Origin of the sequence: Microbacterium sp. MYb72, from assembly GCF_002979415.1 — a bacterium.
In the GTDB taxonomy this organism is placed as follows: Bacteria; Actinomycetota; Actinomycetes; order Actinomycetales; family Microbacteriaceae; genus Microbacterium; species Microbacterium natoriense.
This window is the reverse complement of record NZ_PCOT01000002.1, coordinates 170,667-189,736: the sequence shown is the minus strand read 5'-3', so window position 1 is coordinate 189,736 and position 19,070 is coordinate 170,667. Positions and strand designations below refer to the sequence as shown.

The 19,070-nt window shown below is 69.0% G+C and carries 21 protein-coding genes; 11 read left to right on the top strand and 10 right to left on the bottom strand.

Annotated elements, in window-relative coordinates:
* The first annotated feature begins 147 nt into the window (after nt 1-147).
* Both glpX and CQ047_RS01890 read left to right on the top strand, forming a co-directional pair.
* Nucleotides 148-1,134 (top strand): class II fructose-bisphosphatase, encoded by a 987-nt coding sequence (glpX, locus tag CQ047_RS01895; RefSeq protein ID WP_105672575.1) that lies wholly within the window; start codon nt 148-150, stop codon nt 1,132-1,134.
* Between the two features lie 182 nt (nt 1,135-1,316).
* Entirely contained in the window at nt 1,317-1,607 is a 291-nt protein-coding gene (locus CQ047_RS01890; RefSeq protein ID WP_105672574.1) for a hypothetical protein, read from the top strand.
* A gap of 136 nt (nt 1,608-1,743) precedes the next feature.
* Here the strand turns inward: CQ047_RS01890 and CQ047_RS01885 are convergent, their stop codons facing one another.
* Both CQ047_RS01885 and CQ047_RS01880 read right to left on the bottom strand, forming a co-directional pair.
* Nucleotides 1,744-2,982, bottom strand: coding sequence for a DNA recombination protein RmuC (locus CQ047_RS01885; protein WP_105672627.1), 1,239 nt, complete (start codon nt 2,980-2,982; stop codon nt 1,744-1,746).
* Between the two features lie 40 nt (nt 2,983-3,022).
* On the bottom strand, nt 3,023-3,616 hold the full coding sequence (locus tag CQ047_RS01880; protein ID WP_105672573.1) for a 3'-5' exonuclease: 594 nt from the start codon (nt 3,614-3,616) through the stop codon (nt 3,023-3,025).
* A gap of 59 nt (nt 3,617-3,675) precedes the next feature.
* On the opposite strand from CQ047_RS01880, the gene CQ047_RS01875 reads away from it, so the two are divergent.
* The 4 genes from CQ047_RS01875 (at nt 3,676) to CQ047_RS01860 (ending at nt 7,362) form a co-directional block, all read left to right on the top strand.
* Nucleotides 3,676-4,416 (top strand): class I SAM-dependent methyltransferase, encoded by a 741-nt coding sequence (locus CQ047_RS01875; protein ID WP_105672572.1) that lies wholly within the window; start codon nt 3,676-3,678, stop codon nt 4,414-4,416.
* Nucleotides 4,417-4,582: 166 nt separating this feature from the next.
* Nucleotides 4,583-5,656 carry a redox-regulated ATPase YchF gene (gene ychF / locus CQ047_RS01870; RefSeq protein WP_105672571.1) on the top strand — a complete coding sequence of 358 codons (1,074 nt, stop codon included), beginning with the start codon at nt 4,583-4,585 and terminating at the stop codon, nt 5,654-5,656.
* 115 nt (nt 5,657-5,771) lie between these two features.
* The gene (locus tag CQ047_RS01865; protein ID WP_105672570.1) at nt 5,772-6,584 is read left to right on the top strand and encodes a DNA-formamidopyrimidine glycosylase family protein; all 813 of its coding nucleotides are present in this window, start codon (nt 5,772-5,774) and stop codon (nt 6,582-6,584) included.
* Between the two features lie 211 nt (nt 6,585-6,795).
* Nucleotides 6,796-7,362, top strand: a complete 567-nt coding sequence (locus CQ047_RS01860) for an alpha/beta fold hydrolase (RefSeq protein ID WP_105672569.1) — start codon at nt 6,796-6,798, stop codon at nt 7,360-7,362.
* 310 nt (nt 7,363-7,672) lie between these two features.
* Here CQ047_RS01860 and CQ047_RS01855 read toward each other — a convergent pair whose 3' ends face one another.
* A complete protein-coding gene (locus CQ047_RS01855; RefSeq protein WP_146114247.1) occupies nt 7,673-8,308 on the bottom strand; it encodes a hypothetical protein in 636 nt (211 codons plus the stop codon).
* A gap of 168 nt (nt 8,309-8,476) precedes the next feature.
* A complete protein-coding gene (locus CQ047_RS01850) occupies nt 8,477-8,821 on the bottom strand; it encodes a LysR family transcriptional regulator (protein ID WP_105672567.1) in 345 nt (114 codons plus the stop codon).
* Between the two features lie 117 nt (nt 8,822-8,938).
* Here CQ047_RS01850 and CQ047_RS18785 point away from each other — a divergent pair, with 117 nt between their 5' ends.
* The 3 genes from CQ047_RS18785 (at nt 8,939) to CQ047_RS01840 (ending at nt 11,542) form a co-directional block, all read left to right on the top strand.
* Nucleotides 8,939-9,109, top strand: coding sequence for a hypothetical protein (locus CQ047_RS18785; protein WP_181155805.1), 171 nt, complete (start codon nt 8,939-8,941; stop codon nt 9,107-9,109).
* Between the two features lie 49 nt (nt 9,110-9,158).
* On the top strand, nt 9,159-10,820 hold the full coding sequence (locus CQ047_RS01845; RefSeq protein WP_105672566.1) for an ABC-F family ATP-binding cassette domain-containing protein: 1,662 nt from the start codon (nt 9,159-9,161) through the stop codon (nt 10,818-10,820).
* 80 nt (nt 10,821-10,900) lie between these two features.
* Complete coding sequence (locus CQ047_RS01840) at nt 10,901-11,542, top strand: DUF1345 domain-containing protein (RefSeq protein ID WP_105672565.1); 642 nt, start codon at nt 10,901-10,903, stop codon at nt 11,540-11,542.
* Nucleotides 11,543-11,681: 139 nt separating this feature from the next.
* On the opposite strand, the gene CQ047_RS01835 is transcribed toward CQ047_RS01840, so the two are convergent.
* The 3 genes from CQ047_RS01835 to CQ047_RS01825 all read right to left on the bottom strand — a co-directional run bounded on the left by CQ047_RS01835 (nt 11,682) and on the right by CQ047_RS01825 (nt 13,205).
* Nucleotides 11,682-11,978, bottom strand: a complete 297-nt coding sequence (locus CQ047_RS01835; RefSeq protein ID WP_105672564.1) for a Fe-S cluster assembly protein HesB — start codon at nt 11,976-11,978, stop codon at nt 11,682-11,684.
* A gap of 114 nt (nt 11,979-12,092) precedes the next feature.
* The gene (locus CQ047_RS01830; RefSeq protein WP_105672563.1) at nt 12,093-12,587 is read right to left on the bottom strand and encodes a DUF6328 family protein; all 495 of its coding nucleotides are present in this window, start codon (nt 12,585-12,587) and stop codon (nt 12,093-12,095) included.
* 33 nt (nt 12,588-12,620) lie between these two features.
* Nucleotides 12,621-13,205, bottom strand: a complete 585-nt coding sequence (locus tag CQ047_RS01825; RefSeq protein WP_105672562.1) for a 1-acyl-sn-glycerol-3-phosphate acyltransferase — start codon at nt 13,203-13,205, stop codon at nt 12,621-12,623.
* Nucleotides 13,206-13,347: 142 nt separating this feature from the next.
* Between CQ047_RS01825 and CQ047_RS18780 the strand changes: the two genes are divergently transcribed.
* Nucleotides 13,348-13,503, top strand: coding sequence for a hypothetical protein (locus tag CQ047_RS18780; protein WP_181155804.1), 156 nt, complete (start codon nt 13,348-13,350; stop codon nt 13,501-13,503).
* Between the two features lie 18 nt (nt 13,504-13,521).
* On the opposite strand, the gene CQ047_RS01820 is transcribed toward CQ047_RS18780, so the two are convergent.
* Nucleotides 13,522-15,000: a DHA2 family efflux MFS transporter permease subunit gene (locus CQ047_RS01820; protein WP_105672561.1), complete on the bottom strand. Its 1,479-nt coding sequence runs from the start codon at nt 14,998-15,000 to the stop codon at nt 13,522-13,524.
* A 157-nt stretch (nt 15,001-15,157) separates the two neighbouring features.
* Between CQ047_RS01820 and CQ047_RS01815 the strand changes: the two genes are divergently transcribed.
* On the top strand, nt 15,158-17,212 hold the full coding sequence (locus CQ047_RS01815) for an ABC transporter ATP-binding protein (protein WP_181155803.1): 2,055 nt from the start codon (nt 15,158-15,160) through the stop codon (nt 17,210-17,212).
* A 6-nt stretch (nt 17,213-17,218) separates the two neighbouring features.
* Here the strand turns inward: CQ047_RS01815 and CQ047_RS01810 are convergent, their stop codons facing one another.
* Together CQ047_RS01810 and CQ047_RS01805 are read right to left on the bottom strand one after the other, a co-directional pair.
* Nucleotides 17,219-17,992, bottom strand: coding sequence for an SDR family NAD(P)-dependent oxidoreductase (locus CQ047_RS01810; RefSeq protein ID WP_105672559.1), 774 nt, complete (start codon nt 17,990-17,992; stop codon nt 17,219-17,221).
* 111 nt (nt 17,993-18,103) lie between these two features.
* Nucleotides 18,104-19,051, bottom strand: coding sequence for a glycosyltransferase family A protein (locus CQ047_RS01805; RefSeq protein WP_105672558.1), 948 nt, complete (start codon nt 19,049-19,051; stop codon nt 18,104-18,106).
* Nucleotides 19,052-19,070 lie beyond the last annotated feature (19 nt).

Genomic DNA, 19,070 nt, shown 5'->3' with positions numbered 1-19,070 from the left:
TCACTCTAGCCGGGAAGGGGAGGGGATGCCGTCGGGATGACGCTTCGGAGGGGGACTCTCTGCCGCACGGTTAAGAATCACGATTCCTTCATGCGATTTCGCCCGAAAGGAGGCGATTGCAACCGCGATTCTGGCTACTCTTGCCGCATGGTAAGTCTGACTGGTGATCTGAGCCCTCTTCGTCCCGACCGCAACCTCGCAATGGAGCTGGTGCGCGCGACCGAGGCGGCCGCGATCCGTGCGGTGCCGTTCATCGGCCGTGGCGCGAAGGAGGCCGCCGACGGCGCGGCCGTCGACGCCATGCGAGCCTTCCTCGGCACCGTGGCCTTCCAGGGGCAGGTCGTCATCGGCGAGGGCGAGAAGGACAACGCCCCGATGCTCTTCAACGGCGAGGTCGTCGGCACGGGCACCGGGCCGCTCTGCGACATCGCCGTCGATCCGATCGACGGCACCTCCCTGACGGCCGCCGGCCGCCAGAACGCGCTGTCGGTGATCGCCGTGTCCGACCGTGGAACGATGCTCGACGCGTCCAGCGTCTTCTACATGGACAAGCTCGTCACCGGTCCCGCGGGCGTCGGCGTCGTCGACATCCGCCTCCCGATCGGCGAGAACATCCGTCGTCTCTCGGCCGCGCTGGGCAAGCCGGTCGACGAGATCGTCGTCTCCGTCCTCAACCGTCCGCGCCACGAGCAGCTCATCCAGGAGATCAGGGATGCCGGAGCCGGCACCCGTCTGATGAGCGACGGCGATGTCGCGGGCGGCATCAACGCCGCACGCCACGGCGCGCGCACCGACATGTGCGTCGGCGTCGGCGGCAGCCCCGAGGGCATCGTGACCGCGTGCGCGATCAAGGCGCTCGGCGGTCACATCCAGGGCCGCCTGTGGCCTCGTGATGACGACGAGCGTCAGCGCGGCATCGACGCCGGTCTCGACATGGACAAGGTCTATGAGGCCGACGACCTCGTCCGGGGCGACAACACGATCTTCGTGGCGACGGGCGTGACCGACGGTCAGCTCGTCGCGGGTGTGCGTCGTGAGGGCGGCTACATCTACACCGAGAGCGTCGTGCTGCGCGGCGCATCGGGCACCCTGCGGCGGATCGCCTCGGAGCACCTCGTCTCGAAGTGGCTCTGATCCTGTGCTGACGGCGACGCGCGCCATCGTGAGAGCTGAGGTGCGCGCGGCATCGTTATCGAGACGGAACCCCTGCCCGGAGCGCTGAGCCGTGGTTTCCGTGCGCGTCGTGTGACAATTGTCTCTGGGTTTCTCACCGTCGACGGAGCCGCAGGCACCGCAGACACAGGAGGGCGAAGCAGATGGCAACGCAGCACACGAGCGATTCGAAGGCCGCGCCGACCAAGTTCGTCACGACGAACACCGGGCGCATCCTCCGGGTGAACGTCGACGAGATCGACGCGGCAGCCAAAGCAGCAGCCGCCTCCGCCGCCACGGTCCACGCGGTCGACCCGGCTCGCCGTGCCGATGTGCTCTTCCGCGTGCGTCGCGACGAGGGACACGAGGTCAGCGCCTGGTGGATGATCGGCGCGTTCCTCGCCACCAGCGGACTGGTGATCCTCCTGCTCTCGGGCGTCCCCGGCGTCGCCTGATCAGGCCTCTGGCGTCGCCTGACTGAGTCTCCGGCGTCGTCTGATCAGGTCTCTGATCGTCGCCTGATCAGGTCGCTCATCGGAGCGGACTCTGGTCGGACTGGACTCCGGTCGGACTCTGGTCGTTTCGACGGCCTCAGTCGCCCTCGAGCCGCTGACGCACGTCGCCCAGCTCGGCCCGCACGGGCTCGGCGGCATCCACGTCGCTGACGAGCTCGGCCGCTGTGAATCGGCGCGCGCTGCCTCCGATCACCTGCGGCGACGCGTCGAGCGTCGAGGAGTCGACGCCGGGGAACTGCCGGGCCGTCACGAGCACGCGGTTCTCCAGTGAACCGGCGAAGCGGTTGTAGCTGTCGACCGTGCGCTCCAGGGCGCGGCGGAGGTCGTCGGCATGGCCGGCCAGCACGCCGAGGCGGTCGTACAGCTGCGTGCCGAGGGCGAGCAGAGTGCGAGCCTCGGTCGACACCTCCTGCTGGGTCCAGGTGTAGGCGACCGTCTTGAGCACCGCCCAGAGATTGACGGGCGAGGCCAGCGCCACCCGGCGGCTGAACGCGTAGTCGAGCAGTGTCGGATCCTCGTCGATCGCCGCGGAGAGCAGCGACTCGCTCGGCAGGAAGCAGATCACGAACTCGGGGCTCGACTCGAGGCCAGACCAGTAGGCCTTCTTGGTGAGCGCGTCGATGTGTGCGCGCACCGCTTTCACGTGCTTCTGCATGAGCATGCGCCGCTCCGCCTCGTGCGCGTCGCCCGCCGGCAGCGCCGATGCCTCAAGATAGGCGTCGAGGGGGACCTTCGCGTCGACGGGGATCGACGCGCCACCGGCGAGCCTGATCACCATGTCGGGCCGGCCGACGCCGCGATCCGAGGAGATGGTCGACTGCAGATCGAAGTCGACGTGCCGGGTGAGGCCCGCGGCCTCGACGACGCGCCGCAGCTGCGTCTCACCCCACACGCCCCTGGTCGCGGTCGACTTCAGCGCTCCGGCGAGCGACTCGGTCGTCGCGCGCAGCGCCTCATCGGACTCCTGTGCGCGACGCAGCTGTTCGGCGAGCGACCCGAACTGCGCATGGCGCTCCTGCTCGATCGTCGCGACCTTGTGCTGCATCTGCTGGAGGCTCTCGCGCACGGGAGCGAGCGCCGTCAGGACGGCGTTCTGCTGCTGCACGCGGATCGCCTCGGCCCGCTGCTCCTCACGGGCATGCTCGACGGCATCACGATACAGGTCGTACTGTCTGTCGCGGTCGTCGCGCGCGGCGGCGAGCTCGGCCTGTGCTCTGGCCAGCTCCGCCGCTCCTCGGCCCGCGCGCAGGTACCAGCCCAGGGCGGCACCGGCCGCGAGGGCGATGAGGAGGAGGACGATCGTCAGAGGATCCATGGATCCGATGATGCCCTCGACCACCGACATCGGCGGGATGTCAGGCGACGGCGCGTTCCTCCGCGGCGGCGACCGGTTCGGTGACGCGGAGGCCCAGAGCCCTGGCGAGACCGAACACGTCCGACGCCTCGGCACGTCGGGCGGAGTCGATCACGATCTCGGCGCAGGCGCGGGCGTCGGCCAGCGCATCGTGGTGCGAGAACTCCGAGAATCCCGCGGCGGCAGCGGCCTTGGGCAGACGGTAGGAGTCGAGCTCGTACGTCTTCCGCGCCACCTGCAGGCTGCACAGCGAGCGGTACGGCGGGCAGATCTCGCCCGTCGCCTCCGAGGCGCGGCGCAGCACGTTCAGATCGAATCCGGCGTTGTGTGCGACCAGCACGTCGGCGCCGGCGAACGCGCACAGGCGGTCGAACTGCTCGGACCAGGTGGCGGCATCCCTCACGTCGTGCGGACGGATGCCGTGGATCTTGACGTTCCACTCCTGGAACTCGTCGTGGCCTGCGGGCGGTTGGATCAGCCAGCCCGCGGTGGCGACGACGCGGCCGTCGCGAACGCGGACGAGTCCGACGGAGCAGGCCGAGGCGGGGCTGGAGTTCGCCGTCTCGAAGTCGATCGCGGTGAAGTCCAGGGGCACCTCTCCACTTTCACCCCGCCCTCCGAGCGGGTCCGGAAGACTCGCCGTAGGCTGGCGATATGGCTGAGGATATGGCGACGTCGTTCGGAGCAGAGGCGGGGAACTACGAGGCGGGGCGACCCGACTATCCGTTCGAGGCGGTCGCCTGGATGCTCGAGCCGATGCCCGCGGGCTCCACGCGCATCGCCGACGTCGGGGCGGGCACGGGCAAGCTCACCCGAGTGCTCGCCGCGGCCCCGGACGCCGAGATCGTGGCGATCGACCCGGATCCTGCGATGCTCTCCGCCCTGCGCGATGCCGTGCCCGGCGTGCCGACCTTCGTCGGCACCGCCGAGTCGCTGCCGCTGCCGGATGCGGGTCTCGACGCCGTCGTTCTCGGCCAGGCGTGGCACTGGGTCGACCCCGTGACGGCCTCCGCGGAGGTCGGGCGCGTCGTGAAGTCCGGGGGAGTGCTGGGGCTGATCTGGAACCTTCGCGACGAGCGCGCCGACTGGGTGCGCCGTCTCACCGAGATCATGCACGGCAGCAACGCCGAGATCATGATGGCCGAGGGAGGCCCCTCGGTAGCGACGCCCTTCGGGGAGCTCGAGGAGGAGACCTGGGAATGGGTGCGGCCCATCACCCGGGAGCAGCTGCACAGCATGGCGTCGTCGCGCAGCTACATCATCACGGCATCCGATGAGGAGAAGGCGCGTGTCCACGGCGAGATGGACGCCCTGTTCGACGAGCTGGGACTCCACGGGGATACCGTGATCGATCTGCCGTACGTGACGCGGGCGTTCCGCGCGATCAGGAGCTGAGTCCTGCGGCGGGATCCTGCCGACCGGGCGCTCCGAGACCCGGCCAATCGACCGGGATCCGGATCGTCGCGCGTGAACCTTCCGGATCTCGAGCGGAGATCCGGATCCGGGAGGGCGTCTACCGGGCGCAGGCTCGCGGCATCCGCCCCCGGTAGACTCGACTTCCGTGGCTCTTACAATCGGAATCGTCGGCCTGCCCAACGTCGGCAAGTCCACCCTCTTCAACGCTCTCACCAAGAACGACGTGCTCGCGGCGAACTATCCGTTCGCGACGATCGAGCCCAACGTCGGCGTGGTGAACCTGCCCGACTCGCGTCTCGACAAGCTCGCGGAGATCTTCGGCAGTGAGCGCATCCTCCCCGCCGCGGTGTCGTTCGTCGACATCGCCGGCATCGTCCGGGGCGCGAGCGAGGGCGAGGGTCTGGGCAACAAGTTCCTCGCGAACATCCGCGAGGCCGACGCGATCGCCCAGGTCGTCCGCGGCTTCGCCGATGACGACGTCGTGCACGTGGACGGCGCGGTGAACCCGGCGTCCGACATGGAGACGATCAACGCGGAGCTCATGCTCGCCGACCTCGAGACCGTGGACAGGGCGATCACCCGCTACGAGAAGGAAGTCCGCGGCAAGAAGATCGAGCCGATCGTGCTCGAGACCGCGCAGGCGGCGAAGGAGGCCCTCGAGCGCGGCGTGCTGCTCTCGGTGTCCGGCCTCGATCTCGCGCCGATCCGCGAGCTCGGCCTGCTGACCTCGAAGCCCGTCATCTTCGTCTTCAACGTCGACGAGGGCGTGCTGACGGACGCTGCCCGCAAGGAGGAGCTTGCCGCGCTGGTCGCCCCCGCGAAGGCGATCTTCCTGGACGCGAAGATCGAGTCCGAGCTCATCGACCTCGACCCCGAGGATGCCGCCGAGCTGCTGGCCTCGACGGGACAGGACGAGTCGGGTCTCGACCAGCTCGCCCGCATCGGCTTCGACACCCTCGGCCTGCAGACGTACCTGACGGCGGGCCCCAAGGAAGCGCGCGCCTGGACCATCGGCAAGGGCTGGAAGGCCCCGCAGGCCGCCGGAGTCATCCACACCGACTTCGAGAAGGGGTTCATCAAGGCGGAGATCGTCTCGTTCGACGACCTCGTCGAGACGGGGTCGGTCATCGAGGCCCGAGCCAAGGGCAAGGCCCGCCTCGAAGGCAAGGACTACGTCATGCAGGATGGCGACGTCGTGGAGTTCCGCTTCAACAACTGAGCATTCGCGGCGAGTCGCATCCTGTGTGGGCTGACACCATCTCCCTGATGGATCGACCGCCGTCAGCGTCCATGGGCGGCGGCCGTATGTCGGATGCCGGTGCGACGATGGACGCATGCCCGAATCTCCGGAGGTGCAGGCGCTCGTCGAGTTCCTCGATGAGCGAGTCCGAGACCGTGTCATCGCTGAGATCGACATCGGCGAGTTCCGCATCGTCAAGACCCGCGAACGCCCGCCTGCGTCGCTCATCGGCGCGCGAATCTCCGGTCTACGGCGATTCGGGAAGCACCTCGGGATCGATGCCTCGGCGGGGTGGATGATCATCGGGTTCGGACGCAACGGCTGGATCCGGTGGAAGGCGGCAGGAGATGTCTCCGTCGAAGAGCCGGTTCCGGAGGTCGCGAGCGTCACCTTCGATGACGGTGCAGTGATGCGGATCGTCGACGCGGGCGACTTCCTCGCTGTCACAACTGCGATCGTGGACGTCCCTTCGGACGTCGCGGGCATCGCGGCACTCGGCCCTGATCCTCTCTCGGCAGAGTTCTCCCGCGAGGACTTCGAGCGCGCGCTCGGCACCCGCAAGAAGCAGATCAAGGCGCTGCTGCAGGAGCAGACATCCGTCGCGGGAATCGGCAACGCGTACTCCGATGAGATCCTGCACCGGGCACGTCTCTCTCCGGTCGTGCACGCTGCGGTGCTGGACTCCGAGGCCAGAGAGAGGCTGTTCGCCGCCACCGTCGACATCATGCGCGGAGCGCTCGCCGACCGCCGGGGGCTGCCTCCGGACGCCCTCAAACCCGCCAAGATCCAAGCCATGTCTGTCCATGGGCGCGGCGGGCAGGCATGCCCAGTGTGCGGCACGATGATCGTCGACCACGTCTTCGGAGGAGCATCCGCGCAGCGTTGCCCCCGGTGCCAGCCGGATTAGGCGGACGGGGGCGTGCTGTAAGTCCAGATAGAGCGATCTGAACCGGCCGAGCAGCAGGGGCGTCGGCGCTTCCGGCGACGCGCCCGTCCGTCGCACGGTTGTGGGGAGATACGCTGGAGAGGCCGTTTCGGTCCTTGAGGCTAGCGACGGCCCATACACCCAGGCGCAGCGCCGCAGACGAAGCATCGATCGTGCAAGGAGACCGACGCAGATGACCGACACCCAGATCTTCGAGCCCGACGGACGTGCGATCCCCTTCGTCGATGAGGGAGACGGTCCGGTCAAGCTCGTGCTGATCCAGGAGCACGGCCTCGCCGCCGACGTGCTCGGCGTCGTCGCGCACTACCTCGCCGAGGAAGCCGGGTTCCATGTGCTGCGCATCGGGCACAGGGCCGACGCTGCCGGCGCCTCGTTCGAGGAGCGGGTCGAGGATGCTCTCGCCGTCATCGATCATGTCGGTCTTCAGGACACGTGGATCGGCGGGCACGGCTTCGGCGGGACCGTGGCGCGCGCGCTCGTCGCGGCGCACCCCGACCGCGCGAACGGCCTCCTCCTGCTCGGCGTCGAGGAGGCCGACGTCGAGATCGCGCCGGCGATCCCCGTGCTCATCGTGCAGGGCACCGATGACGACGCGAACCCGCCGGTCAATGCCGAGCGCCTGCACTCGACGATCCCCGACCGGTCGAGCATCAAGACCATCGGCGGCGACCACCTCTTCCCGATGCACCACCCGATCGAGACCGCCGTGGTCATCGAGGAGTACCTCGACTGGGACTGAGTTCGCCCTATGCTGATCGCGTGACCCAGATCCCCGCATCCGCCAAGGTGACACCCTGGCGCTCGTCGCGTTCATCGCGGCCTTCGTCATCCCCCTGGCCGGTCTGATCCTGTCGTTCTTCGCGAGGCATCAGCTCGATACGCTCGGCAATGCGGAGAGCGGGCGCGGGCTGGCGAGATGGGCGATGGTGATCGGCATCCTGGGTACCCTTCTGCAGCTGGCGTTCTTCATCGTCTGGATCTCGTTGTTCGCGACGGCGATCGGGCAGATGCCCGTCGGACGTTAGGCTGCCGGGTCGCTTTGCCGCGGTTCACAGGTCGCTGAAGTCGTTCGACGGTGCCATGATCTGCACCACGGTGTCGCCATCCAGCACGAACAGCAGGAAGAGGATCCCGACCTCACCGGGATGCGCTAGGGACGTCGTCCCCGGCACCGGGACACCGCCAAGCCCGACATAGTCTGCCGTGCCGTCGCCGTCCTCATCCCATTGGTCCCAGCCGTTCGCGGCCGACAGATCGGCACGGGACGAGCCGACGGAGAGGCCCTCCTCTGTCGCGATCGGGACGCCGTCGACCTCGGGCCCGCTGACGCTGATGCTGGCGGCCCCTGTGCCTCCTGCATCCGTGATGACCTTCAGGCCCTCCCAGTCGTAGGCCACTTTGTCCATCTCGTATCCCGGCGGGTCCTCGATCTCGGTGGGCGTCGGCAACTCACCGGTCGCTTCGGTAAGCAGCGCGAGCAGCGCCGCAGCATCGTCGTACTGCGCGCTCGCCGTATCCGCGCCTTCGATGTAGGTGACGCCGTTGATGCCCACCACGAGCTGAGGTGACTCGTCTGTGCTGGGGGAGGGTTCGGTGGTCGTCGACTCGATCGAGGAGGGTGTCGGAGGAGCCTTCGGGGTCGCCGCACAGGAGACGAGGGACGCTGTGGCGGCGGCGATGACCATGATGGGGGCGATGATACGGCGCATGCGTAGACAGTATCGATTCCATCGGCTCCATCGGCTCCATCAGCGCAGGGCGGTGAGAGTGTCTTGCTGATCGTGATGAACTCGCAACCAGCTCACTCCTTCGCTGAGTGAGCGGGCACGGGAACGGAGACGCAGAGGTGGTTCCTAGCGCCCCTGGCGCTTCTTGTAGGGCTTGGGCTGACCCTTGACCACCGGTGCGCGGCCCCTGCCCTTGGAGGCCTTGGCCTTGCCGCCGGCCGGGGCGACAGGCTTCGCGACGGGAGCCGGCTCCGCGGCGATCCGCTCCCTCGCCTCATCGAGCAGGAGCAGCCCGGCGGCGGTGACCTTCGTCTCGCCTCCACGTGTGACGAGAGGGTGCCCCACCTCGTCCTCCAGCTTCTCGATCGTCGAGTAGAGCGCGGCGAGCGGGATGCCGAGGGACTCTGCGGCGCGGGGGAAGTGCAGCTCCTCGGCGACGGCGACGAAACGTCGAAGCTGGGTGATGTTCACGGAGAGCCGTTCCTTCCCCGCGAGGATCGCGGTCGACTCCCCAGCGTACGCGTCGCGACGGTGCCGCAGCGACGCGGTCGGCGTACGCTGTGCGTGTCACCGACCGAAGGAGCAGCCGTGCCCGACCACGATGAGCATGCCCCTCACGGGCATATCCCCGCGCCCGGCGAGCCGACCGTCCCGGAACTGGAGATCGACGAGAACGTCGCTCCGAGGCCGGAGGAGGAGATCGCCGACATCCTGCGATCGGCACCCGACCTGAAGGACCACAGCCGGCAGCGCGAGTGAGCGGGATGCCGTGTCATCCGCCGACCTGCGTCGATGACAGGATTGTCTGATGACCGCGACACTGGTGGCCCAGGACCTGGCCGGAGGGTACGGTCACCGCACCCTCTTCGACTCCCTCGATCTCACCGTCGCTCCCCGCGACGTGGTCGGCGTGGTGGGTGCGAACGGCGCGGGAAAGTCCACCCTCCTCCGTCTCCTCGCCGGGCTCGACGAACCTCAGGCGGGGAGCATCGCGCTGGCGCCGGCCGACGCGTTCGTCGGCTGGCTGCCGCAGGAGCACGAGCGCATCGCGGGGGAGACGGTGTCGGCGTACATCGCGCGCCGCACGGGGTGCGCGTCCGCGACAGCGGAGATGGATGCCGCGGCTGCCGCGCTCGGCGACCCCTCGCTCGCGCGCCCGGGAGCAGACCCGGCCGATGTCTACTCGGCGGCGCTCGACCGCTGGCTCGCGAGCGGAGCCGCGGACCTCGAGGAGCGCGTCCCCGCCGTGCTCGCCGAACTGGGACTCGACCTCGGCGACGCCGCCGGGGACGCGCTGATGACCTCCCTGTCCGGAGGGCAGGCGGCGAGAGTGGGGCTCGCCGCCCTCCTCCTCTCGCGATTCGACATCGTGCTGCTCGATGAGCCCACCAACGACCTCGATCTTGACGGTCTGGAGCGTCTGGAGACGTTCGTGCGCGGACTCCGCGGTGGAGTGGTGCTCGTCAGCCATGACCGCGAGTTCCTCTCCCGCTGTGTGACGCGCGTGCTGGAGCTCGACCTCGCGCAGGGTACGAACCGCGTGTACAGCGGCGGCTACGACGCGTACCTGGAGGAGCGGGCGACCGTGCGACGGCACCTGCGCGAGAAGTACGACGAGTTCGCGGAGAAGAAGGCCGACCTCGTGTCCCGCGCGCGCACGCAGCGGGAATGGTCGAGCCAGGGCGTGCGCAACGCCATGAGGAAGTCGCCGGACAACGACAAGATCCGCCGCAAGGCCTCCACCGAGTCGAGCGAGAAGCAGGCGCAGAAGGTGCGTCAGATGGAGAGCAGAATCGCCCGGCTGGAGGAGGTCGAGGAACCGCGCAAGGAGTGGCAGCTCGAGTTCAGCATCGCCGCTGCGCCGCGATCGAGCTCGGTCGTGTCGACCCTGAGCGCCGCGGTCCTCCGCCAGGGCTCGTTCACCCTCGGACCGGTGTCGCTCCAGGTGAACGCGGGGGAGCGCATCGGCATCACCGGACCCAACGGTGCGGGCAAGTCCACCCTGCTGCGCGCGCTGCTCGGCCGGCAGCTCCCCGATGAAGGCACCGCGAGCCTCGGGGCGAGCGTGCAGATCGGCGAGATCGACCAGGCGCGCTCCCTCCTCGCCGGGGCCCGACCGCTCGCGGGAGCATTCGAGGACCTGGTGCCGGAGTACGCGACCGGCGAGGTGCGCACCCTGCTCGCGAAGTTCGGACTCAGGGCCGACCATGTGAACCGGCCGGTCGACGAGTTGTCTCCCGGAGAGCGCACGCGCGCGGGGCTCGCGCTCCTGCAGGCGCGCGGCACAAACCTGCTCGTGCTCGACGAGCCGACGAACCACCTCGATCTCGCGGCCATCGAGCAGCTGGAGCAGGCCCTCGACTCGTATGAGGGCACCCTGCTGCTCGTCACCCACGATCGACGGATGCTCGACACCGTGCGGACCGACCGCCGCTGGCGCGTCGAGGAGGGCCAGGTCACCGAGCTGTGACCGGCATCCGGCCGCCCGAGCCGCGCCGGATCGCCGATGCACTCCGACCCGCCATGCGGCTCGCCCGATAGCATCCAGGCATGGCCACACCCTCGGCGCGCGCATTCGTCCGTCTGCGTGCTCTCCTCTCGATCATCGGCGGACTCGCCGCAGGTATCGCCGTGGGGCCGTTGCTGGGGGTCGCCGCGGGCATCCTGACCGGGTGGGGCGTCTTCGCGCTGACGAACGTGATCTGGGTGCTGCTGCTCATCTGGAGGATGGATGCCGCCGACACGAGGGCGCACGCGACGCTGGAGGCCCCCGGTCGCCGAGTGGCGCGACTGATCTCGATCCTCGGGAGCCTCGTCAGCCTGGGCTCCGTGCTCGTCGTGCTCGTGCAGGCGCAGAAGACCCCGGGCGTCGAGGAGTATCTGCTCGCGGGGATCGCCGTGCTCAGCGTCGCCGCATCCTGGGCGCTCATCCACACCGAGTACGTGCTGAGGTACGCCCGCATGTACTACTCCGAGCCGGTGGGAGGGATCGACTTCAACCAGGAGGAGGACCCGGAGTACACCGACTTCGTCTACTTCTCCGTCGGGCTGGGGATGACATACCAGGTGTCTGACACGAACCTCACGCGCAACGAGTTCCGCCGGGTCGTGATCGCCCAGACCGTGCTCGGCTACCTCTTCGGCACCGTCATCCTCGCGTCGATCATCAACCTCGTGGTCGGGCTCGGCTGATCCGGATCAGCCGCCCCGCACCACGTCGGACGCCGCTCCGGATCGACGTCGTGATCTGACCGGCACCGTTCCACCCGGCGCCGGACAGCACGGATGCCGCGACCCGGGGGGCGCGGCATCCGCTGTTCCGACCGCGAGGTCAGACGGTCTGGGGGAGCACCGTGAACGAGACGGATCCCGCCTCGTCGACTCCCGCATCGAGGATCTTGTCATCGAGCACCGCCGACGCGGGCTCGTCGATGAAGAGTCGCACCCCGGACGCCTCGAGGACGTGATCGCTGGGCTCTGGATGCGCGGTGACCTGCACGGCCAGTCGCGCGCCGCCCGCCGTCTCGGAGGCGGTGGAGCGGATGCGGAGACCCGCATCGGCCGCGTCGCTCTGACGGCTGACCAGGGTCGTCACGATCGCGGTGGCGTTGTCGGTGAGGGTGAGCATGGGTGCTCTCCTTTCCGGTTGGGGCATGCCGAGGTCACGACATGTCCGGGCCACGCTTCCTCACCCGAAGGGATGCCGCAACCCTCGACCGCCGATTCGGAGGGCCCTCACACCTCAGCCCGCCCGACGAGCGGCGAGCATCCGCCACAGCCCCGCCCACAGCGCTCCGACGAGCACCACGGAGCAGACGAGGGTGAGCGCACCGGCCGACCTGCCGACGGTGAAGTCGACGATCAGCGTCGTCACGCCCACGGTGAGGAGACCGATCACGAAGAGGTCGAGAGTCACGATGCGCGCGGCGATCCGCACGAGCTCGGGCTTGCGCCTCCGGCCGAACAGGGCGCGATGCATGCCGACCGGGGTCAGCGAGAGCAGGGTCGCGACGGCGGCGAGGGCGACGAGCACGATGTACAGCACGTGCTGTGCGGCGTCCATCTCGGTGAAGCGCTGCTGGAACGCGACGGCGAGCAGGAAGCCGGTGAGGATCTGCGTGCCGGTCTGCATGACCCGCAGCTCCTGCATCAGCTCGTCCCAGTTGCGATCGGCGCGCTCGTTGGGTGTCTCGTCGCGTCCGTCGGCGAGGTCGTCCACCTCGGGATCAGTGCTCATGACCCCAGTCTCGCGGGGCGCGCAGTGAGCCGTCTAGAGCGTCGTGGGCGCGGAGCCCTCTTCGCGCAGCCGTGGCTCGGTGCGGCGCTCCGGGCGGACCCCTGCCTTGTCGGCGTAGAACGCGCGGATGCGGTCCATGTCGGCGGCGACGTCTCCGGTGAGGTCGATCGTCGGGCCCAGCCCCGTGGTCATCGTCGTGCGGTCGACGAAGCCGAGCGTGACCGGCATCCCCGTCTGGACGGCGATGCGGTAGAAGCCGCTCTTCCAGTACTCGTTGCCGCCGCGGGTCCCGTCCGGGGTGACGACGAGCCCGAAGACGGCGCCGTCGTTGACCTGGCTCACCACGTCGTTCACGACCCTCGCAGGATCGGCCCGGTCGACGGGGATGCCGCCGATCCCACGCATCATCGGCCCTCGCCAGCCGCGGAAGAGGCTCTTCTTGCCCAGCCAGTGCACGTCGATGCCGAGGCGCCACGCGATGGCGAGCATCAGCACGAAGTCCCAGTTGGAGGTGTGCGGAGCACCGATGAGCACGGTGGGCCGTGTCGGCGCCGGCTCCGAGGCGAGCGTCCAGCGGCTGAACACCCAGAAGAGGCGGGCGACGAGTGACCTGAGCATCCCTCAACCGTAGGGGGTGGGCCCTGTCGATCCGCTGTCGGTCTCGTCGCCTCCTCGTCCCGGGCGCGTCGTGTGCTCCGATTCAGTGCGGAGGGGCGTCGAAGACGGAGCCATCCCCGCGCAGCAGGCGTACCATCGAAGGATGACGAAGACACAGGGGGACGGCGTCGGCGCGGATGCGCCTGAGACGCTCCACTCTCTTCTCGGTACCCTCAACCTGCTCGGCGACGACGCCGCGGGTTACTGCAGCGGCGGCGTCTGCCACTTCCCGGCGCCCCCTGTCGAGAAGGCCGAGTAGCGGCAGACGCCTCGCCGGTCAGTGTCCGGCGTGCTGCGGGGTGCTGCCGTCGTCTTCCGGCTTGCGGATGAAGAACGCGCCCACCACGGTGAGTGTGGCGATGACCGCGCCGATGAGGAATGCGACCTGCGACCCGGAGGCGACAGCCGCCGGGTCATCGGATCCGCCGTTCGCGTTCATGACCACGGTGTACACCGCGACCATGACTGCGATGCCCGCGGCGCCGGCGACCTGCTGCACGGTGCCGATCACGGCGCTCCCGTAGGAGTAGAACTTCGGCGTGAGTGAGGCGAGGGACGCCGTGAACAGCGGAGTGAACGACAGTGCGAGACCGATCGACAGCGTGATCTGCGAGAGCAGCACCACCCACACCGGCGTGGTCGTGCTGAGGGTCGTGTAGAACCACAGCGTCGCCGCGGCGAGGATCGCACCGGGGATCAGCAGGATCCGCGTGCCGCGCGCGTCGTAGATGCGGCCGATGATCGGTCCGAGCAGGCCCATCGCCAGGGCGCCGGGGAGGATGATGAGGCCGGCCTCGGTGGTCGGCAGCATGAGCGCCTTCTGCAGGTAGAGCGGGACGAGCGTGATGGTTCCGAAGAACGCCAGCGAGAGCAGGAACATCTGCGCCATGGACAGCGAGAAGCCGAGCGAGCGGAAGACGCGCAGATCGAGCAGCGCGTCGTCCTTGCGCTGCAGGATCACCTGACGCCACAGGAACGCACCCAGTGCGATGACGCCGACGACCAGGGCGATCACCAGCGGCGCCGGGTTGGCTCCGCCTTCGCTGAGGGCGCCGATCTGGCTGAGACCGTAGACGATGCCGCCGAAGCCGAAGGCCGACAGGATGATCGAGAGCACATCCAGCGGAGCGTTCGTCGTCTCGCCGACGTTGGTCAGCCAACGCCATCCGACGAACATCGCGACCAGTGCGATCGGCAGCACGACGACGAAGATCGAGCGCCAGCCGAAGTGGTCGAGAAGGAAGCCCGACATCGTCGGACCGATCGACGGAGCCAGCGAGATCACGATGCTCACGCGGCCCATCATGCGGCCGCGGGACTCGTTCGGCACGAGGTTCATCATCGTGGTCATGAGCAGCGGCATCATCATCGCGGTGCCGCCCGCCTGCACCACACGGGCGACCAGCAGCATCTCGAACCCCAGCGCGAACGCGGCGAGCAGGGTGCCGGCGGAGAACAGCGCGAGGGCGGCCAGGAACACCTGACGGGTCGTGAAGCGCTGCAGCAGGAAACCGGTCGTCGGGATGACGACGGCCATCGTCAGCATGAAGGCGCTGGTGACCCACTGTGCGGCGATCGGGGTGATCCCGAGGTCGTCGATGAGATGCGGGATCGCCATGCCCATCGTGGTCTCGTTGAGGATCGTGACGAACGCGGCCGTCAGCAGGACCCAGATCACGCGCATGTCCCTGCGCGGGATCAGGCCTGTCGAGGGGGCCGGGGTCGTCGAGATGGAGCCGGTATCGACGGCAGACATGGGCGGCCTCCAGAAGGCATCGAGGTAAGGGGATGCGTGCGAGTGCACGAGAGTCACTCAGCGTAACGGCTGCCTCGGACATTTCATTCCGAACTCACAGGAATCCGCCCTCAGCGGATGCGGAGCCGGTGTCGGCGGGGCTGGGTACGCTGGCGTGATGAGCATGGGCATGGGCGGCGGTCCGCGCGGCGGATTCCACGGGGTCGACGCGGCGGCGCAGCGGCGCATCAACGCCGCCGCTCCGCGCATCGAGGGGCTCGGCTCGCGGGTGATCGCCCTCTTCCACCCCTACCTCTGGCGCATCGGCTTCACGGCCTCGCTCGTGATCGTCGGCGCCGCCATCGCCGTCGTCCCTCCGCTCCTCGTGCAGCGGATCTTCGACGACGCGCTGTTCCCGGTGTCCGGCGGGGGACCGCAGCTCGATCTGCTGCTGTGGCTCGTGCTCGCGACGATCGGGCTGTTCCTGCTGTCGGCGGTGCTCGGCGTCGCGCAGACGTGGCTGACGTCGACCGTCGGCAACAGCGTGACCGGCGATCTGCGGGAGAAGCTGTTCGAGCACCTGCAGGCGATGGAGCTCGGGTTCTTCACGCGCACCAAGACGGGCGTGATCCAGTCGCGGCTGCAGAACGACGTCGGCGGCGTCTCCGGAGTGCTGACGAACACCGTCACCAGCATCCTCGGCAACACGGTGACGGTCGTGGCGTCCCTCGTCGCCATGATCCTCATCGACTGGCGGCTGACGCTCATCGCCGTCGTGATGATGCCGTTCCTCATCCTGGTCCAGCGCCGCGTCGGCCAGCTGCGGGCGCGCATCGCGGGCGAGACGCAGGAGTCGCTGTCGGAGCTCACCTCGATCACGCAGGAGACGCTGAGCGTCTCGGGGATCCTCCTCTCCAAGTCCTTCAACAGGCAGCGCACCGAGTCCGCCCGCTATCAGGCCGAGAACCGCAACCAGGTGATGCTGCAGGTGCGACGGGCGATGAGCGGTCAGGGCTTCTTCGCGGTCGTCCAGGTGCTGATGTCATCGGTCCCGGCGATCATCTACCTCGTCTCGGGCTATCTGATCGCCGGGGGCACCGGTGCGATCACCGCCGGAACGGTCGTGGCGTTCACCACAGTGCAGGCGCGCCTGCTGATGCCGCTGATGGGGCTCATGCGGGTCTCCCTCGATCTGCAGACCTCGTCCGCACTCTTCGCGCGCATCTTCGAGTACCTCGACCTCGTGCCCGAGATCCAGGATGCTCCGGGGGCGATCACGGTCGCCGAGGCCCCAGGGCCTCGGGGCCGGATCGAGTTCGCCGACGTCGTCTTCCGCTATCCGGATGCCGCCCCCGATGCGCGTCCGACGCTTCAGGGCGTGTCCTTCGTCGCCGAGCCGGGAAAGCACGTCGCCTTCGTCGGCCCGTCCGGTGCGGGCAAGACCACGATCCTGTACCTCGCACCGCGGCTGTATGAGGCGCACGGCGGCGCCGTGCTGTTCGCCGGAGCCGATGTCCGAACCCTGACGCAGGAGTCGATCATCGACCAGGTGGGCATCGTCTCGCAGGAGACCTACCTGTTCCACGCGACGATCCGCGAGAACCTGCTCTACGCGAAGCCCGACGCCACGGAGGACGAGCTCGTCGCGGCGTGCACAGCGGCCAACATCCACCACATCATCTCCGGCTTCGAGAACGGCTACGACACGATCGTCGGCGAGCGCGGGTACCGGCTCTCCGGCGGCGAGAAGCAGCGCATCGCCATCGCCAGGGTGCTGCTGAAGGATCCGCCGGTGCTCCTGCTCGACGAGGCGACCTCGGCGCTCGACACGGTGTCGGAGCGCGTCGTGCAGGAGGCTCTCGACGAAGCGGCCAAGGGCCGCACCACGCTCACGATCGCCCACCGGCTGTCGACGGTGATGGGCGCCGACGTCATCCACGTGCTCGAGGCGGGGCGCATCGTGGAGTCCGGCACCCACGCAGAGCTGCTCGCCCAAGGCGGGCTGTACGCCGAGCTCGCTGCGCAGCAGGTCGCCGCCTCGCTGGTGCTCGACACCGAGACGGAGGTCGAGCAGTCCGTCACCGGAGGGCTCGCCGCCGCGTTCGCCGATCGTCGTGCAGACAGGGCGCCTGCGGATTCTGCGGGGGAGGATGCCGTCGCGGCGCTCACCTCTCCGGTCCCGCTCCTCGACGCGACGATCGCCGAGGAGCGGGTGTATCCGAACGAGGCGTAGCGGCGCTCAGTGCACCGAGAGACCGCCGTCGACGAACAGCGAGTGCCCGGTGACATAGGCCGAACCCGCGCCGGCGAGGAAGACCGCCGCCGCCGCGAAGTCGGAGGGGAGGCCGTTGCGGCCGATCATGGTCCGCGATGCGAGGGCGGCGATCTGCACGGGGTCCTCCTGCAGCCGCGCGTTGAGGGGCGTGAGCACGAAACCGGGCACGAGGGTGTTGCTGGTGACCCCGGTCCCGCCCCACGCCTCCGCCTCCGAGCGCATGAGCGACTCCACAGCCCCCTTGGAGACGCCGTAGATGCCGCTGCCGACGAAGGCGCGATGCGCCTGCTGCGAGCTGATGTGGATGAGTCGTCCGTAGCCGCGCTCGGCCATGCCGACCCCGTAGCGCTGGCCGAGCAGGAACGGAGCGAGGGCGTTCACGGTCATGGTCGCGTCCCAGTCGTCCTCGGTGATGTCGGCGAAGGCCGGACGGATGTTGATCCCCGCGGAGTTCACGAGGATGTCCGGTTCGCCGAAGGGCTCGGCGGCGGCCTCGGCGACCGCGCGGATGCCGGCGCGAGTGCTCAGATCGCCGACCACGCCGACGGCGCGGCCGCCGGCGTCGGTGAGCTCGCGCACGGTCTGCTCGACGCGGTCGGCCCCGCGGGCCACGATGACGGTCGCGGCACCCGCTCCAGCGAGCGCGGTGGCGATGCCCCGGCCGATGCCGGAGCTGCCGCCGGTGACGATGGCGGTGCGGCCGTCGAGGCCGAAGAGGGAGTCGAGATAGGTGTTCATGTGTCTCCTGAGGTGGGAAGACGCGGATCGTTCAGCGGCTGGGCGGCGTGTCCACGGAGTGACACGCCGCACGAGGAGTGACGGTCTGCGGCTTCCCGAGGTGGACCGGCGTCACCAGGCGAGCGCGGCGACGAGGTCGGGGTCGGGGTGGGCGTCTGCGAACTCGGGCAGTGACCGCAGTTCGGCGATGAACGCCGAGACCGCCGCAGCGTATGCGGGGTCCGGATGGGTGCCGGCGATCTCCTGGAGCGGCGGCACGTCCATGGTGAGGATGAGCTCGAGTCTAGCCGTGACCGCGGCGTGGGCCCCGGCATCGCGCAGAACCCGGATGCCCCCGCGCAGCGCGGTGAGGTAGTCGAGCAGGACGGGCAGCTGCGCCTTTCCCTGCGTGATCGAGGTGCCGTCGGCGCGGAGCCGCCAGCGCACGACGGTGTCAGGGATCACGTCGAAGGCACGGGCGCGCGTGTACATCTGCTGCGCGACGATCTGATCCTCGTAGGCGACGCCCTCGGGGAAGCGCAGATCGGCCCAGAACGCGGCACGGCTCACCTTCGACCAGGCGACGATGTTCGCGGACGCCCGCGGGTGCTCGACGATCGTCGTGCCGAGGCGTGCGGGGTCGGTCGCGGCGGCGACCCACGGCTGCACGCGCCCGGCGACGTAGCGCTCGCCGTCGAAGCGCGAGCGCACGTAGGCAGCGGCCGCGAAGTCGCTCCCCGTCTCCGCGAGGGTGCCGGTGAGTCGCGCGAGGGCGGTGGGGGCGAGTTCGTCGTCACCGTCGAGGAACCCGAGATACTCGGTGTCGACGAGGGACAGCCCGACGTTCCGTGCGGCGCCGAGGCCGATAGAGGCCTCATGCCGGAGCATCCGGAATCGCGGGTCTGAGGAGGCGGCATCGGCGAAGATCGCCGCGGTCTCGTCGGTCGATCCGTCGTCGATCAGGATCGCCCGCCACCGTGATTCCGTCTGCGCACGCAGGGAGTCGAGAGCGGCCGGAGCGAACGCGGCGATGTCGCGCCCGGGGACGATCACGGTCACGAGCGGAGCGGATGCAGTCACCAGCCGAGTCTATGGCGAG

Bases quoted from the DNA above. Each gene is read 5' to 3' on its own strand.
- glpX (WP_105672575.1), top strand. From the start codon at position 148: ATGGTAAGTCTGACTGGTGATCTGAGCCCTCTTCGTCCCGACCGCAAC.
- CQ047_RS01890 (WP_105672574.1), top strand. From the start codon at position 1,317: ATGGCAACGCAGCACACGAGCGATTCGAAGGCCGCGCCGACCAAGTTC.
- CQ047_RS01885 (WP_105672627.1), bottom strand. From the start codon at position 2,982: ATGGATCCTCTGACGATCGTCCTCCTCCTCATCGCCCTCGCGGCCGGT.
- CQ047_RS01875 (WP_105672572.1), top strand. From the start codon at position 3,676: ATGGCTGAGGATATGGCGACGTCGTTCGGAGCAGAGGCGGGGAACTAC.
- CQ047_RS01865 (WP_105672570.1), top strand. From the start codon at position 5,772: ATGCCCGAATCTCCGGAGGTGCAGGCGCTCGTCGAGTTCCTCGATGAG.
- CQ047_RS01860 (WP_105672569.1), top strand. From the start codon at position 6,796: ATGACCGACACCCAGATCTTCGAGCCCGACGGACGTGCGATCCCCTTC.
- CQ047_RS01855 (WP_146114247.1), bottom strand. From the start codon at position 8,308: ATGGTCATCGCCGCCGCCACAGCGTCCCTCGTCTCCTGTGCGGCGACC.
- CQ047_RS01845 (WP_105672566.1), top strand. From the start codon at position 9,159: ATGACCGCGACACTGGTGGCCCAGGACCTGGCCGGAGGGTACGGTCAC.
- CQ047_RS01840 (WP_105672565.1), top strand. From the start codon at position 10,901: ATGGCCACACCCTCGGCGCGCGCATTCGTCCGTCTGCGTGCTCTCCTC.
- CQ047_RS01835 (WP_105672564.1), bottom strand. From the start codon at position 11,978: ATGCTCACCCTCACCGACAACGCCACCGCGATCGTGACGACCCTGGTC.
- CQ047_RS01830 (WP_105672563.1), bottom strand. From the start codon at position 12,587: ATGAGCACTGATCCCGAGGTGGACGACCTCGCCGACGGACGCGACGAG.
- CQ047_RS01825 (WP_105672562.1), bottom strand. From the start codon at position 13,205: ATGCTCAGGTCACTCGTCGCCCGCCTCTTCTGGGTGTTCAGCCGCTGG.
- CQ047_RS18780 (WP_181155804.1), top strand. From the start codon at position 13,348: ATGACGAAGACACAGGGGGACGGCGTCGGCGCGGATGCGCCTGAGACG.
- CQ047_RS01820 (WP_105672561.1), bottom strand. From the start codon at position 15,000: ATGTCTGCCGTCGATACCGGCTCCATCTCGACGACCCCGGCCCCCTCG.
- CQ047_RS01815 (WP_181155803.1), top strand. From the start codon at position 15,158: ATGAGCATGGGCATGGGCGGCGGTCCGCGCGGCGGATTCCACGGGGTC.
- CQ047_RS01810 (WP_105672559.1), bottom strand. From the start codon at position 17,992: ATGAACACCTATCTCGACTCCCTCTTCGGCCTCGACGGCCGCACCGCC.